Origin of the sequence: Mycobacterium sp., from assembly GCF_046095365.1 — a bacterium.
Lineage (GTDB): Bacteria > Actinomycetota > Actinomycetes > Mycobacteriales > Mycobacteriaceae > Mycobacterium.
In genome coordinates this window covers 43028-57463 of the sequence record NZ_JBJTJF010000092.1, presented here as the reverse complement: position 1 = coordinate 57463, position 14436 = coordinate 43028, and the positions used below count along the sequence as shown (strand labels likewise).

The 14436-nt window shown below is 70.0% G+C and carries 13 protein-coding genes; 9 read left to right on the top strand and 4 right to left on the bottom strand.

What is annotated here, in order from left to right:
- The first annotated feature begins 13 nt into the window (after positions 1-13).
- The 3 genes from ACKOQ4_RS08130 to ACKOQ4_RS08120 all read left to right on the top strand — a co-directional run bounded on the left by ACKOQ4_RS08130 (position 14) and on the right by ACKOQ4_RS08120 (position 1960).
- The gene (locus ACKOQ4_RS08130; RefSeq protein WP_526290634.1) at positions 14-715 is read left to right on the top strand and encodes a flavodoxin family protein; all 702 of its coding nucleotides are present in this window, start codon (positions 14-16) and stop codon (positions 713-715) included.
- A 5-nt stretch (positions 716-720) separates the two neighbouring features.
- A complete protein-coding gene (locus ACKOQ4_RS08125; RefSeq protein ID WP_526290632.1) occupies positions 721-1236 on the top strand; it encodes a DUF2505 family protein in 516 nt (171 codons plus the stop codon).
- 76 nt (positions 1237-1312) lie between these two features.
- Positions 1313-1960 carry a nitroreductase family protein gene (locus ACKOQ4_RS08120; protein WP_526290658.1) on the top strand — a complete coding sequence of 216 codons (648 nt, stop codon included), beginning with the start codon at positions 1313-1315 and terminating at the stop codon, positions 1958-1960.
- 1 nt (position 1961) lies between these two features.
- Here the strand turns inward: ACKOQ4_RS08120 and ACKOQ4_RS08115 are convergent, their stop codons facing one another.
- Complete coding sequence (locus ACKOQ4_RS08115; RefSeq protein WP_526290630.1) at positions 1962-2750, bottom strand: SDR family NAD(P)-dependent oxidoreductase; 789 nt, start codon at positions 2748-2750, stop codon at positions 1962-1964.
- A 67-nt stretch (positions 2751-2817) separates the two neighbouring features.
- Here ACKOQ4_RS08115 and ACKOQ4_RS08110 point away from each other — a divergent pair, with 67 nt between their 5' ends.
- From ACKOQ4_RS08110 to ACKOQ4_RS08095, 4 genes are all read left to right on the top strand, one after another.
- Positions 2818-3600, top strand: a complete 783-nt coding sequence (locus tag ACKOQ4_RS08110; protein ID WP_526290628.1) for an alpha/beta hydrolase — start codon at positions 2818-2820, stop codon at positions 3598-3600.
- A 110-nt stretch (positions 3601-3710) separates the two neighbouring features.
- Positions 3711-5021, top strand: coding sequence for a hypothetical protein (locus ACKOQ4_RS08105; protein WP_526290626.1), 1311 nt, complete (start codon positions 3711-3713; stop codon positions 5019-5021).
- Positions 5022-5030: 9 nt separating this feature from the next.
- On the top strand, positions 5031-6515 hold the full coding sequence (locus ACKOQ4_RS08100) for a flavin-containing monooxygenase (protein ID WP_526290624.1): 1485 nt from the start codon (positions 5031-5033) through the stop codon (positions 6513-6515).
- A 15-nt stretch (positions 6516-6530) separates the two neighbouring features.
- On the top strand, positions 6531-7055 hold the full coding sequence (locus ACKOQ4_RS08095; RefSeq protein WP_526290622.1) for a hypothetical protein: 525 nt from the start codon (positions 6531-6533) through the stop codon (positions 7053-7055).
- A gap of 4 nt (positions 7056-7059) precedes the next feature.
- Here the strand turns inward: ACKOQ4_RS08095 and ACKOQ4_RS08090 are convergent, their stop codons facing one another.
- Positions 7060-8214 (bottom strand): App1 family protein phosphatidate phosphatase, encoded by a 1155-nt coding sequence (locus ACKOQ4_RS08090; RefSeq protein ID WP_526290620.1) that lies wholly within the window; start codon positions 8212-8214, stop codon positions 7060-7062.
- Between the two features lie 39 nt (positions 8215-8253).
- Positions 8254-9024 (bottom strand): LpqN/LpqT family lipoprotein, encoded by a 771-nt coding sequence (locus ACKOQ4_RS08085; protein ID WP_526290618.1) that lies wholly within the window; start codon positions 9022-9024, stop codon positions 8254-8256.
- A 155-nt stretch (positions 9025-9179) separates the two neighbouring features.
- On the opposite strand from ACKOQ4_RS08085, the gene ACKOQ4_RS08080 reads away from it, so the two are divergent.
- The gene (locus ACKOQ4_RS08080; RefSeq protein ID WP_526290656.1) at positions 9180-11831 is read left to right on the top strand and encodes a circularly permuted type 2 ATP-grasp protein; all 2652 of its coding nucleotides are present in this window, start codon (positions 9180-9182) and stop codon (positions 11829-11831) included.
- The gene (locus ACKOQ4_RS08075; protein WP_526290616.1) at positions 11828-12700 is read left to right on the top strand and encodes a transglutaminase-like domain-containing protein; all 873 of its coding nucleotides are present in this window, start codon (positions 11828-11830) and stop codon (positions 12698-12700) included. The genes ACKOQ4_RS08080 and ACKOQ4_RS08075 overlap by 4 nt, the downstream gene beginning before the upstream one ends.
- Positions 12701-12766: 66 nt before the next feature.
- Here ACKOQ4_RS08075 and ACKOQ4_RS08070 read toward each other — a convergent pair whose 3' ends face one another.
- Entirely contained in the window at positions 12767-14419 is a 1653-nt protein-coding gene (locus tag ACKOQ4_RS08070; protein WP_526290614.1) for an Ig-like domain-containing protein, read from the bottom strand.
- Between the last annotated feature and the right edge of the window lie 17 nt (positions 14420-14436).

The window sequence follows — 14436 nt, the reverse complement described above, 5'->3', positions numbered from 1 at the left end:
GAGCGTGGGGGACGTGACCGAGGATGGCGGGGCCGGCCGGCCGGGCCGGGTGCTCCTGCTCTACTACAGCTACACCGGCCAGGCCCGCAAGGTGCTGGAAGCCGCGGGGGAGGTCTTCGCGGAGCGGGGATTCGAGGTGCACGCCGCGCCCATCGAGTTCACCGACCCGCGCTATGCCGAACGGTTCTCGCGGTTCCCGATGAACCACATGTGGCGGGACTTCCTCGGCATGCTGCCCGCCCAGACGATGAAGGTGACCGGACAGATCCGCACGCCCGACGAGGTGCGCCGCAGCGACTACGACCTGATCTGCATCGGCTCGCCCACCTGGTGGCGCGACGTCAGCATGCCGCTGCGGTCCTTCCTGAAATCCCCCGAGGCGCGTCCGCTGCTCAACGGCAAGCCGTTCGCGGTCTTCGTGGTCTGCCGCCGGTACTGGAAGGAGAACCTCAACGCCGTGCGCAAACTCGCCGAGAAGGCCGGCGGCCGCTACGAGGGCGGGATCCACTTCGGCTACCCCGGGGACCAGTTGCGCTCGATGCTGTCGCTGACGAGCTACCTCGGGTCGGGGCAGTACCGCGAGAAGTACCTGGGCGTGCGCATCCCGGCCACCAACGTCAGCGAGACCCAGCTCGACGAGACCCGGCGCTTCGCCGCCGAACTCGCCGAACGGGTGGCCGCGGGGGGCGCCCGCACGTCCGGGCGGGGGGAGTGACGGCGGTGCCGCGTCGGTTCGAGGTGTCGACCCCGAGCACGGCCAGTGTCGCCGAGGTGCACGAGGCCTTCCGCAGCGAGGATTACTGGCGGGCCCGGCTGCTGGAATACGGTCGCGGCAGCATCGCGCTGGACTGCCTCGACGTCGACGGCGAGGGCACGGTGCTGGTGCGGACCACTCAGGACATGCGCAACGACGCGATGCCGGGATTCATCGCCAAAGCCATCCCCGGCGACCTCAAAGTCATCCGGCAGGAGACCTGGCGCCGCGCGGGCGAGGAGTTGCGCGCCGACGTCGCGATGCGCACCACCGGAGCACCTATATCGGGCACCGCCACAGCCACGGTGTCCCCGACCGTCCAAGGTTCGCTGCTCCGGTTCGCCGGCACCCTCACGGTCAAGGTCCCACTGCTCGGCGGGCAGATCGAGAAGTACATCAGCTCCAAGATCGTCGAGGAGATCCCCGGCGTGCAACGCTTCACGACCCGCTGGATATCCGGCACGGCGGACGAGACTGACTGATCAGCCGGGTGTGCTCGCCGACGGGTCGGGGCCGGTGCCCACCACGGCGGAAGCCCTCGCCCGTCTGGACGCGGCGATGGTCGAGGCGATGATGACCCAGCGTGCGGTTCGCCGGTTGCGGCCCGACCCGGTCGACGACACCCTGGTCCTGCGCTGCATCGAGTTGGCGCTGCGCGCGCCGACCGGGGCCAACGGGCAGAACTGGGAGTTCATCGTCGTCAAGGATCCGGTGGTCAAGGCGAAACTCGCACGGCGTTACCGGCAGGCCTGGAACGTCTACTACCGCACCGTCATCCGCAAGGTCGCCGAGCACGACGAGTCGATGGCCAAGACCGCCCGCGCCGTGCAGTGGCAGGTCGACCATTTCGCCGATCTCCCCGTTCTGGTGGTGGCCTGTCTGCGACTGACGGTCAAGGAGGGGCGGGTGCCCTACCTGCCGATGCCGCACGCCGCGGTGTCGGGTTTCTTCGGGTCGATCTATCCCAGCGTGCAGAACCTGCTGCTGGCCGCCCGCTGCATGGGTCTGGGGGCCTCGCTGATCACCCTGCCGCTGTGGAGCCTGGCCTCGGCCCGCCGGATCCTGGGCCTGCCGACCTCGGTCACGCCGTGCTGCATCGTGCCGATGGGCTGGCCTCGCGGCCGCTACGGCCCGACGACCCGCAGGCCTGTCAACGAGGTGGTCCACCTCGACACCTACGGCAACCGCGTGTGGCTGGACCGCTGAGCTAGGACCGCCGCCGCGCGGCCCGGCGCAGGGCCGGCAGCAGGATTCCCCGCGGGGCGAACCGGCCGCCGGCGCCCATCAGTTTGGGGCCCAGGCCCGGCACCACAACCCGCCTGCCCTCCTGAATCCCGGCGATCGCGGCGTCGGCGACCTCGTGTACCGGCGTGGTCATCGCGCCGAGGCCGGCCCCGGTGATCGGGGCGCCGGCGATTTCCCACCACTCGGTCGGCACCGGGCCCGGGCACAGCACCGTGCAGGAAACCCCGGTTCCGTGCAGCCCCTCGTGCACCGCCTCGGAGAACGTCTGGACGAACGCCTTGGTTGCGGAGTACACCGCCGCGTCGGGCAGCGGCTGGAAGCCGGCGATCGACCCGATATTGAGGACCGCGCCGGACCCACGGGCGATCATCCCGGGCAGCGCCGCTCGGGTGAGTTCCGTCAGAGCCAGCGCATTCACCGTGACCTGCTCGCTCTCCCGGTCCGGCGGAAGCGACTGGAACAGGCCGTTGGTGCCGAAGCCGGCGCTGTTGACCAGCCCGGCGGGCGCCGATGCGGTGATCCGGGCGGCCAGCCGGGCCCGTGCGGCGGCGTCGGCGAGATCCATCGGAAGCACCTCGGCGTCCACTGCCGGACCGAGTTCGTCGGCGAGTTCGACGAGCCGGTCGGCGCGCCGGGCCACCAGCACCAGGTGATAGCCCCGGCGACCGAGCCCCCGGGCGATCTCGGCGCCGATGCCCGAGGATGCGCCGGTGACGACGACGGCGCCGACGTCTGGTGTGGGAAGGCTCATGACTGCCGATCCGTCGAGTTGCGGTGGCTGACGATCCTATTGGGTGCCGGGCCCTACCCTGATCGCAATGCTTGAGGTCATCGACGAGGGCCGCGCCGGCCCGTCGCACCCCACTCCGCTGCTCTTCGTGCACGGCGCGTGGCACGCCGCGTGGTGCTGGAGCGAGAACTTCCTCGGGTACTTCGCCGATCGGGGATACCGCGCGCTGGCACTGAGCCTGCGCGGACACGGTGCCAGTCCCTCCGGGCGGCGGCTGCGCGACCTGTCGTTCGCGGACTACGTCGACGACGTCGCGTCGGTGGCCCGCGGGCTGCCGAGCCCGCCCGTGGTGATCGGCCACTCGATGGGCGGGGTGATCGTGCAGAAGTACCTGGAGTCCAACCCCGCCCCGGCGGCGGTGCTGATGGCGTCCATGCCGCCGCAGGGCTACCTTCGGTCCGGGTTGCGCTGGATCAGGCGGCACCCCTGGCATTTCGCGAAGCTCACCGTCACCGGCCACTCGCTGCCCTACGTCAGCACCCCGGAACTGGCCCGCGAGCGGTTCTTCTCGCCGAACACCCCGGAGCCGCTGGTGCGGCACTACGCCGGACTGCTGCAGGAGGAGAGCGCCCGGGCGGGGCTGGACGGCGTGGTGCGGTTGCCGCGGCCGGGGCGGGTGCGGGCCCCGATGCTGGTTCTGGGAGCACTCGAGGACGGCGCCGTCACCCGGCACGAGGTCCGCGCCACCGCCCGGGCCTACCGGACCGAGCCGGTCCTGTTCCCCGGCATGGGGCACGACATGATGCTGGAGCCGGGCTGGGCCGCGGTGGCCGAACACATCGACACCTGGCTGACCGGTCGCGGGCTCTAGCCAGGACGATTACGGCCGGGGGACGCGGCGCGCCGCGGTTTGCCCGATCCTGATAATTTCGTTAGAGTCCCTGCTAACGCCTGTTCACCGAGCCCGGAAAGGGTCCATCAATGCCTGCTGCTGCGCGTTCCTACGTCTCGACGGGCGTTGCCCTGGCGGGGGCGTTCGCCGTCACCGCCGCCCAGTTGGCGCCGCCGGTGCACCAGGCCGAGACCCGCGCCGTTCAGGCGGCCGTGAGCCTGACGGCGGCCGGCCAGGCGTGCTCCGGCTACCACACCGACGGTTGCGACATCTGGGCCAAGCAGACCTACACCGCAGTCGCCCTGAACCAGAACGCCATGTCGGCGGCCAACATCGCGGCGAACATCCTCACCGCCGTCGCCAGCATCCCGCGGGCCGTCGTCGACGGTCTCAACGACCTGTCCTACGCGCTGGAGCAGACCGGCAGCTGGTGGGTCTACACCTCGACCAACGCGCTGGGCTTCGACCCGGCCGACCCGCTCAAGGTCGCCGCGCTGGTCAACCTGGCCATCCCCTTCAAGGCGCTGTCCCACCCGCTGGGAGACCAGCTTTCCTGGTGGGCGCGGGCGAACCTGCCGACCAATCCCGGTTGCACCGGCAACGTCGGGCCGACCTGCGAGGACTTCGGCGCGATTCTCAACGTGATGTTCAAGGCACCGTTCCGCACGCTGGCCTCGGGCTACACCTTCCCGACCATCTACGACCCCATCAGCGAAGAGGAAGCCGCCATCGGCGAGGAGATCCCCGGCTCGACCGGCGCCGAACTGCCGTGGTCGGGCGCCTACGTCAAGATGAACCTCGCCGACTCCTTCAACTCGGTGGCCAACTACCTCAACGCCGACCCGGCACTGAACACCCCCGAGCGGGTCACCGGGGCCGAGGTCCGGGCCGCGCTGGCCCGGTTGGGCGCCGCGTCCAAGCTGGGCTTCTACCCGTTCGTCCCGAAGAGCTTCCTGCTCAAGGGCTGGCCGTACACCGCGCTGACCCCGCTGTTCACCCCGTTCATCAAGCAGCTGTGCCCGACCTGCGACCCCGCGAATCCGGGCGGTCCGGGACTGACCGAGGTGACCCCGCCGGCTGCGGCCACCCCGCCGGCAACCCTGGTCGGCGCTTCCGCCGCCGAGGCAGATCCGGCGCCCGCGGCCGCCCTCGCCGCGGCGCCGGCTGCCGACGCGAAACCGGCCAAGGACGACGCCCCGGCCGGTCTGGCCAAGAGCAGGAAGAAGGCCCGCGCGGCCGCCGTCGCCGCCCTGGCACCGAAGTCCGCCGCCAAGACCCCGACTGCCGGCAACCAGCGCCGGGCGGCCCAGCGGGCAGCCCGGGCCGCGGCCGCGGCCGCCAAGGACGCCGGCGCCGGCGCCCAGACCGGGTCTCAGGCTGAGTCTCAGGCCGCCGATTAGCATTCCGGTGTGAGTACCGATCAGCTCGACGCGATCATCGTCGGCGCCGGTTTCGGTGGTATGGGTGCTGCGATCCAGCTCAACCGGCTGGGTTATGACGACATCGCCATCGTCGATCGCGAGGACGACCTCGGCGGAACCTGGCACGTCAACCACTACCCAGGGCTGACCGTCGACGTACCGTCGACCACCTACTCCTACTGGTTCGAACCCAACCCCTACTGGTCGCGGCTGTACGCCCCCGGCGTGGAACTCAAGCGCTACGCCGAGCACGTCGCCGACAAATACGACCTGCGCCGCTACATGCGCTTCAACACCACCGTCGACAGCGCCCGATGGGACGAGGACGACCGGGCGTGGATCGTCACCCTCGCGGGCGGCGAGACGCTGCGCGCCCGGTTCCTCATCGCCGCAACGGGATACCTGTGCCAGCCCCGCATGCCTGACATTCCCGGGATCGAGACCTTCGAGGGGAGGGTCCTGCATGCCGCCAGGTGGGACGACGGCTTCTCGGCGCGGGGCCGTCGGGTGGCCGTCATCGGCACGGGATCGACCGGCGTGCAACTGATTCCGGAACTCGCCAAGGAGACCGCGGACCTCACCGTCTACCAGCGGACCCCGATCTGGGTGCTGCCCAAGCTGGACTTCGGATTCGCGCCCGCCGTCCAGCGGGGCTTCGACCGGGCTCCGCTGACCCAGCAGATCCTGCGCAAGTCCACCGACAACTTCACCGACATCCTCGTGCTCATCGCGATGTGGAAGTACCGGTACTTCAAGCCTTTCAACAAGGCGGTGGGTCTGATCGGCGCGCTGCACCGGTTCGTCTCGGTGCGGGACAGGAAGCTGCGCCGGGCGCTCAAACCGACCTACCAGTACGGCTGTAAGCGTCCGACCCTGTCGAACTCCTACTACCGCACGTTCAACAAACCGAACGTGCACCTGGAGACGGCCGGTATCGAGCGCATCGAACCCGACGGCGTGGTGGGTCGCGACGGCGGCAAGCGCGTGGTCGACACCCTGGTGTGCGCGACGGGATTCGATGTCTGGAACACCAACCTCCCGGCCATCGAGGTGATCGGCCGCGACGGGCGCAATCTCGGGAAATGGTGGCGGGAGAACAAGTTCCAGGCCTACGAGGGCCTGTCGGTTCCGGCGTTCCCGAACTTCCTGTCGCTGTCGAGTCCGTATGCCTGGGTGGGCATGTCGTGGTTCGACACCGTCGAGTGCCAGATGCGCCACATGAACCGGTTGTTCGGCGAGTTGCAGCGCCGCGGGGCGACGACGTTCGAGGTCACCGATGAGGCCAATGACCGCTTCCTGGCTCGGATGACCGATCTGCTCGCGGATTCCGTTTTCGTGCTGGGCAATTGCGCGGCGTCGCGGTCGTACTGGTTCAACGAGAGCGGCGAGGCGCCTCTGTTCCGTCCGACGTCGATCCGCAGCGCGGTCAGGGAGCAGGACCGGTTCCCGCTTTCGGACTACGCGATCGCCTGAGGTAGCATCGCGGCCATGTCTATTTCCGATGAGCTGGATCCGGTGGTGGTCGAGAAGGTCGAGGAGGGGCGTGTCCTCTTCGCCGAGGCCAGCGTCCGGCGAAATCCGCTGACGCCGTTGGCAATTCTGGCCGGGGTGGCCTACCTCGCCGCGAATGTCTTCGTCATCGTTCGCACGCCGGCCGCGTTCGTGTCGAAGAACGTGACGGGCAGCACGTCACTGCTGCTGGTGATCAGCAGCATCGTGATCTGCCTGGCCCTGATCGGCGGGGGCCTGGCGCTGCGGCGCTCCGCGGTCTCGGCCTGGTCGGCGGCTGCGGTCCTGCTGCTGGCACTGCTGGCGCCGCTGGCCACCGTGTGGGCCCTCCAGGTGAACCGGTCCGCGGGTGACAGATACAACCAGTCCGTAAATGCCACGAAACCGTGCCTCGACATCTACTCGCAGGCGCAGACCATCGCCAAGGACAATCCGAAGTTCCGGATGCCGGAGAAGGACCGCGACGAAGTCAGGTGCGCCGTCAACAAGGCGCTGGGCCGCTAGCCGGCTACTGCTGCTCGGCGCGGACCTCGACGAGGGTCTCCTCGTCGCACAGCCCCAGTTCGTGCGCCAGTTCGGCGGCGCCCTCGGCGTCGGTGACCAGGTGCAGCGGAACCCCCTCGCCGCGCAGCGCGGCGGCGCGGCTTCGCACGGCCGCATTGCGCTCGTCGTCGCTGTCTCCGACCTGCCGGATGACGATCAGCCGGACCCGGTCGGGGAATTCGCGGGCCATCTCCTCGTAGGTGAGCGGATCCCGCTGGCCGCTGTCCCCGATCAGGACGAACGGCATGTCCGGGTAGGCCTCCAGCAGCCGGCGGATGGCGGCCCGCTTGTGCTCGGCGCCGCTGCGGCGCAGGTATCGCTCGGTCGGGCCCCAGTCGGTCAGGAACATCGGGCCGACCGGAAATCCGCGCAGCTGGACGAACTCCTGCAGGGCGTCGTAGAAGGACCAGCTGCCGGTCGAGACGTAGAAGAAGGTCGGGACCGGCTTGCGGCCGCCGTCGTGGGTCGGCACGCCGCGGGCCAGCCCGCGGTACAGCGAGGCCATCCCCGCGATGGCCGCCCGCTCGCTGGCCTCCCGCAGCACGGTGCGGGCCACCATCGCGAGGCCCTCGGTAAGTCCGGTGAGCAGGATCGTGTCGTCGATGTCGGAGATGACCAGGAAGGGCGCCCTGAGCGACGGCTTGACGACCCGGCCGGTTCCCGACGCCGACTCGCCGTCCTCGATCGGCGTGGTGACGGCATGGGCCTCATGCCACCCGGTGCGCAGCCCGGGCACCGGCAGCGAGAAGTTGGCGAAGCCGCGGCTGTCGGTGACGGCGGTGGTGCTGTGCCGGCCGATGCGCAACTCGACCTCGGTCCCGACGATGCACAGCGCGGCGTGCCGGCGCAGGTTGGCCTGGGCGACCTCCCAGTAGGGGATCCGGCTGTCGCCGGGCAACTCCGGTGCCTCCACCACGCGAACCCGCACCTTGGCCACGTCGGCGGCGACGAACCCGCGATAGACGACTACGTGCAGACCGCGAAAGGCACCCGAGGTGATCTTCTGTTCGCGGCGGCGTTTGGTCAGGCTGCCCTCCACACCCGCCACGAAGGCGGCCGTCTCCGGACTGCGCAGCTTGGCGTTCAGCCCCGAAGCGATTCTGCGGGGAAGGCTCGGCACGCTTTACAGCATCCCAAACAGGCGGCCGTCGGGGTCCCGTTATCCGCCAGGTTGCGTACCGGGACTCTCCGGGCCTGACGTGCCGGGGGCCGACGGCAGGGGGCCGAAGGTGATGGTGCCCTGCTCGTTGATCCCGTTGAACGCCAGGGTCAGAGCCTGGACCTGGGAGGTGGCCGCGTCGCCGTTGATCTGCATCACGTACAGCCCGTTCTCGCCGGGGATCGTCACGGTCTCCTGCGCGATCAGGCGGGTCTCGCCGTCGCGAAGGTAGCTGCCCGCGTAGCGGACCGCGTCGTAACCGGAGAGCTGGAAGGTTTCCGGCGAGGTCTTGTTGTCATCGAACTGGGCCAGGTTCTTCAGCTCGTTGGGCGCCAGGTTGAGGATCTCGGCCGGGTCGGCGTTGCTGCCCAGTTTCGAGAACACCACCACGATCGACGGGGGGTCGGCCTCGAACGCGGGGTCGGTGTTGACGATCGCCGTGTAGGCCTCCTCGGGCGTGGCATCGCCGGCGTCCTGCCAGCCCATCACGGCCGGCATCGCGACGTTCGGAGCGTCGGGGTCGTCCTTGACCGGGGTCTCGCTGATCTCGTTCTGCTTGATGTAATCGGCTACGGTCGGTAGTTTCCCGGCGGTGCCGGTGGTGGGTGTCTTGGGCTTCTCGGAGGCCGATTCGGAGGCCTGTGCCTGCGACCCGGAGTCTTTTGTCGCGGTGTCCGAGCCCCGCGAGCAGCCGGCCAGACCGCCGGACGCGAACGGCAGTGTCAGGCAAACCGCGGCGATCGGAAGCCACCTCCGTCGGACAGCTGACATTCGCACGCTCCTTCGGGTCGTTTGCGCAGCTATGACATTGTCTGCCCGACATTATGCCCGACCGGCGATCGGCGGTTCGGCACCGGTGCCCGGCGAACCTTCGGCCGGCGGTGCGGCGCGCCGCCGCCACGGCCGGCGGCGGGGCGGTGGCTGAGATTCCGCTTCCGACCGCCCATGCCGGCGCCGGCCGCCGCGACCCGGACCGGCTGCTCGAGGGTTACCGGGCAGCCCGGGCCCAGGAGGCGCTGTTCGAGGTGCGTGGCGCCGGCAGCACGGGCTATGACGAGCTGATCGACGCCGCCGGTGAGGTCCGGCCGCACTGGCGCGAGTTGGGCGAGCTCATCGGGGATCGCGGCCGGGACGGGCTGGACCGGCTCAGCGAGGTGCTGAGCACCCTGGTCGACAACGACGGCATCACCTACATCGACCTCGGCCGCGACCCGCAGGCCGGGACCGACCCACAGGGTATCGCCATGCCCGGGCCGTGGCGCCTCGACGGCATCCCGCTGATGATGTCGGCCGGGGACTGGCACGCCCTGGAGTCGGGAGTGGTCCAGCGCTCCAGGCTGCTGGATGCGGTGCTCGGCGATCTCTACGGCGAGCAGCGAGCGCTCACCAGCGGAGTGCTGCCGCCGGAGCTGGTGTTCGCGCACCCCGGCTACATCCGCGCCGTCCGCGGCATCCGCAATCCCGGCCCGCATCAGCTGTTCATGCTGGGCTGCGACCTCAGCCGTGCCGCCGACGGACGGTTTCTGGTCAACGCCGACTGGACCCAGGCGCCGTCGGGTGCCGGGTACGCGCTGGCCGACCGCCGGGCGGTGGCCCGTGCCATCCCCGATATCTACGAGCGGATCCGGCCCAGGCCGGCGGCCCCGTTCGCCCAGGCGATGCGGCTGGGCCTGATCGACGCCGCACCGGAGTCGGCCGAGGACCCCGCGGTGGTGGTGCTCAGTCCGGGAACCCACTCCCAGACCGCTTTCGACCAGGCTTACCTGGCCACGGTACTCGGCTTCCCCTTGGTCGAGAGTGCGGATCTGGTGGTGCGTGACGGCAAGGTGTGGATGCGCTCGCTGGGTTCCCTCAAACAGGTCGATGTCGTGCTGCGCCGGGTCGACGCGGAGTACACCGATCCGCTGGATCTGCGTCCGGACTCCCGACTGGGGGTAGCGGGCCTGGTGGAAGCCCAACGGCGGGGTGCGGTGGCCGTGGTCAATTCACTGGGCAGCGGCGTGCTCGAAAGCCCTGGGCTGCAACGGTTCCTGCCCGAGCTGTGCGACTTGCTGCTCGGCGAGAAGCCGCTGCTGGACACCCCGGTTCACTACTGGGCGGGATTGGAGGGGGAGCGGTCGCTGATGATCGCCCGGCTCCGCGAGCTGCTGATCAAGTCCACGGTCAGCGGTGAGGTGATCGTCGGTCCCGCCCTCTCCGCGGGGCAATGTTCGGAGGTCGCGGACCGGATTCGCGCGCAGCCCTCGCAGTGGGTCGGTCAGGAACTGCCGCAGTTCTCCTCGGCGCCGACCGACCGGGCCGGCGGCCTGTCCGCGGCCAGCGTCGGGCTGCGGCTGTTCACCGTCGCCCAGCGCGGCGGGTACGCGCCCATGGTTGGCGGTCTCGGCTACGTGCTGGGGTCGGACTCGGGCGCGTTCACTCTCACCAAGCTTGCCGCCAAGGACATCTGGGTGCGTTCCCCGGAGCGGGCGGCCGTCGAGCGGGTGGTCAGCGCACCGTCGGTCAAACCGGCGACCGGCGCGGTCTTCGTCAGTTCGCCGCGGGTGTTGTCCGACCTCTTCTGGATAGGCCGCTACTCCGAACGCGCCGAGAATCTGGCCCGGTTGCTGATCGTGACCCGCGAGCGCTACCACGAGTACCGCAACCGGCCGGATGTGCAGGCCAGTGCGTGCCTGCCGGTCCTGCTCAGCGCCCTCTCGGAGGTCGCCGGCGCCGACAGCGCGACCGGCGTGCCCGATGCCGAACGCGTCGCCGGTGCGCCGGGGACCCTGTGGTCGCTGACCGCCGACCGTGCCGTGGCGGGTTCCCTGGCCCAGGCGGTGGACGGTCTGGCGGTGGCAGCCCGGGCGGTGCGCGACCAGATGTCGGGGGACACCTGGATGGTGCTGGCCGCGGTGGAGCGCACCCTCGCCGAGCAGGCGGCCCGGCCGCCGGAAAGCCGTCCCGGGCGCCAACGCGGCGACGACACCGCACTCGCCGCCGCTCAGCAGCGGACCCTGGCCGGCATGCTCGCGCTGTCCGGCATGGCCGCGGAGTCCATGGTGCGTGACGCGGGCTGGACCATGATGGACATCGGGAAACGGATCGAGCGGGGCCTGGCACTGACGGCCTTGCTGCGCTCGACGCTTACTGTGCGACGCATCCAGGCAGCGGAGCAGGCCATCACCGATTCGGTCCTGGTCGTCTGCGAGTCGTCGGTCATCTATCGCAGGCGCAATCTCGGGCGGGCGAGCGTCGCGGCCATCGCCGAACTGTTGCTTTTCGACGACAGCAATCCCAGATCGCTTGTCTATCAGCTGGATCGGCTGCGCGGCCACCTCCGCTCGCTGCCGGGCGCATCCGGGTCGTCGCGTCCGGAACGGTTGGTCGATGAGATTTCCGCCCGGCTGCGCCGGTCCGATCCCGGTGACCTGGAGGGCACCGACGGCCTGGGCGGGCGCGGCGAGTTGGAAGCGCTCCTGGGCGGGATGCACAGCGCGCTGGAGGACCTCTCGGACGTCATCACCAGCACGCAGCTTGCGCTGCCCGGTGACATGCAGCCGCTGTGGGGGCCCGACCAGAGGCGGGTGCTGCCGTGACGGCGCGCCGCTACCGGATCGTGCACCGAACGGAGTACCGCTACTCGGATGTGGTCACCAGTTCCTACGGTCGCGCCCACCTCACCCCGCGCGACACCGGGCGGCAGCGATGCGTGGACTTCAGCCTCGACATCGATCCCGCGCCGAGCGACCGATCGACCAGCCGCGACGCCTATGGCAATGTGAGCAGCTATTTCCATGTGACCGAGCGGCACCGCGCGCTGTCGGTGGTCGGAACCTCCGTGGTCGAGGTCGAGTCTCCGCACGGCCACCGGTCCGGTGCAGGCCTCGCCGCATGGGAGCTGTCCCGGCCGCAGGGCGCCGACGGTGTGCCGGCGGCCGAGTTCGCGCTCGACCTGCGCCCGCCGGAGATCACCGATGCGGTGCGCGCCTACGCGGCCCCCAGCTTCGGGCCGGGCCGCCCGTTGATCGAGGTTCTGACGGACCTCAACGGCCGGATCTTCCGCGATTTCAGCTATCGGTCCGGATCGACCACGGTGTCCACCGGCGTGGGTCAGGTCCTGGCGGCGCGGGAGGGAGTGTGTCAGGACTTCGCCCGGTTGGCGATCGCCTGCCTGCGCGCCAACGGGCTCGCGGCGAGCTACGTGTCGGGATACCTGGCGACAGATCCGCCGCCGGGCCGGGATCGGATGTACGGCGTCGACGCGACGCACGCCTGGGTCGCGGTGCGAACCGGTGAGAATCGCTGGCTGGGAATGGATCCCACCAACGATCAGCTGACCGACGAACGCTATATCACGGTCGGCTGGGGCCGCGACTACGCCGACGTGCCTCCGTTGCGGGGCATCATCTACACCGAGTCCGAGAACAGCACCATCGACGTGTCGGTGGACGTGACCCCGTTGTGATCGGACCCCGTTGTGATCGGACTCGGGGTGCGAAGCACCGCCCCGGGGCGCAGCGTCCGGGGCGGGTCAGTCTCGCCGGCGCGCCCGCCGGGTGAAGACCAGTCCGAGGAACGCCAGCGCCGGGGAGCCTCCGGTGACCTGGTAGCCGATGTCCCGCAGGATCGCGAGCTCGACGGCGCTCAGCTTGCGGATTCCCTGACCCGTCATGCTCTTGGCATTCATCATCTGGTCGTTGGGTCCGTAGAACGCGAAGTCGTTGAGGTGGGACACCGAACTTCCCGGCACCCACTGGCGGGGCGTGTACAGCGAGACCTTCCCGCGGTTCACGGCCACGGCATTGGGCCCGCTGAAGTACAGCCCGCCGTTGTCGCCGGTGAGGTTAGGGTTGTAGGCGGTGTTCCATTTGAAATCGCCCGTAATCACCTTGGCGCCGGCTGAATTGACGATGTAGCTGTCGAACACCGTCCACGCCGTGTCGCGATTGGCGCCTGGCTGAACGGTGTTGGACAGGAAACCGAAGGTATGCAGCAGTTCGTGCATCGCGGTCGCCTGGAAATCGAACTGGTTGCCGACCGCGGGGTCGGCGAACGCCCACGACTGCCCGAAGTTCCAGGTGATGGTGCCGTCCGCGGCCGGGCCGTTGGCGTCGACACCGGTCTGGATCTTCTTCTGCACCACGGTCTTGAGGAACCCTGCCGCCTGCGGATCGGCGAAATCACTACCCGCCGAGGCCAGCGTCAGCGACAGCGGCGCGTACTGCCCGGTGACCTCGTAGGTGACTGTCACCGGCGAGGTGACCACGAAGTACGACGCCAGGCGCGCCGCCGCGGCCTCCAGCGCGCCGCGGGCCTCCGGCGACCACAACTGCGAGCCGGACCGGTAGACGAACTGGAAGCGCAACTGCGGCGCGGCTTTGCCCTGGGTCACCGATACGCTCGCGGTCGTGCCGGAGGGGCGGCGCACACCGAGCAGGTTGATGTGGAAGCCGGTGTCGCTGGCGACTACGGCGAAGGTGTCGTTGCCCGCGAAATCCGTTCCGGGCGTGTAGGTGTAGCGGCCGTCCTGGCCCACCGTCGCGGTGCCGAAGCTGGGACTTGCGGTGATCTTGTAGGTCAGAGCGTCGCCGTCGGGGTCGACCGCGCCGATGGTTCCGGTGATCGGGCCGCCGCTCTGCCCGGTCAGCTGGACCGGGTTGACGGTCGGGGGCTTGTTGAAAAGGCTCCGGCGCACGAGCAGCGACCCGCCGCCGAAGAACGTCTTGAACTGAGACAACAGCCCGTTGGCGCCGAGGGCCGGCGAGGTGGCGGATCCGAGTGCCGTGCGCGCCGCGACCATCGGGGCCGGCCGCACGTCCGGATCGGGTCCGTCGACTGCCGCCGCCGGCGGCCGGATGTCGGTACCTGATGTCGCTGCGAGCGGAGGCGTCGCGATCCGGGGCCGGACAACCGGCCCGGCGCGCCGGTCAGCCCGGCCGGACACCGCCGCGGCCGCGCGGGGGACGCGGCTCCGGCCGGCAGCTTCCCGACCGCGCGGTGCGGCCGGCCCGTGCGCCGATGCGCTGTCGGCACCGGCGCCGGCGGAGTCGGCCGCGGCGACGGCCATCGTGCAATCCGTCCCCAGCGACAGGCCGAGTGCGACCGCGGCGGCCGCGGCGGCCGGTACGGCATACCTGACCGCCGGATGGCCGGCACGGATCGGCCCGCTGGACGGCCTCGGCATAGCAAACCCCAGTCTCG

Coding starts and splice junctions, on each gene's coding strand:
- ACKOQ4_RS08070 (WP_526290614.1), bottom strand. CDS start 14,419: ATGCCGAGGCCGTCCAGCGGGCCGATCCGTGCCGGCCATCCGGCGGTC.
- ACKOQ4_RS08085 (WP_526290618.1), bottom strand. CDS start 9,024: ATGTCAGCTGTCCGACGGAGGTGGCTTCCGATCGCCGCGGTTTGCCTG.
- ACKOQ4_RS08095 (WP_526290622.1), top strand. CDS start 6,531: ATGTCTATTTCCGATGAGCTGGATCCGGTGGTGGTCGAGAAGGTCGAG.
- ACKOQ4_RS08105 (WP_526290626.1), top strand. CDS start 3,711: ATGCCTGCTGCTGCGCGTTCCTACGTCTCGACGGGCGTTGCCCTGGCG.
- ACKOQ4_RS08120 (WP_526290658.1), top strand. CDS start 1,313: ATGGTCGAGGCGATGATGACCCAGCGTGCGGTTCGCCGGTTGCGGCCC.
- ACKOQ4_RS08110 (WP_526290628.1), top strand. CDS start 2,818: ATGCTTGAGGTCATCGACGAGGGCCGCGCCGGCCCGTCGCACCCCACT.
- ACKOQ4_RS08115 (WP_526290630.1), bottom strand. CDS start 2,750: ATGAGCCTTCCCACACCAGACGTCGGCGCCGTCGTCGTCACCGGCGCA.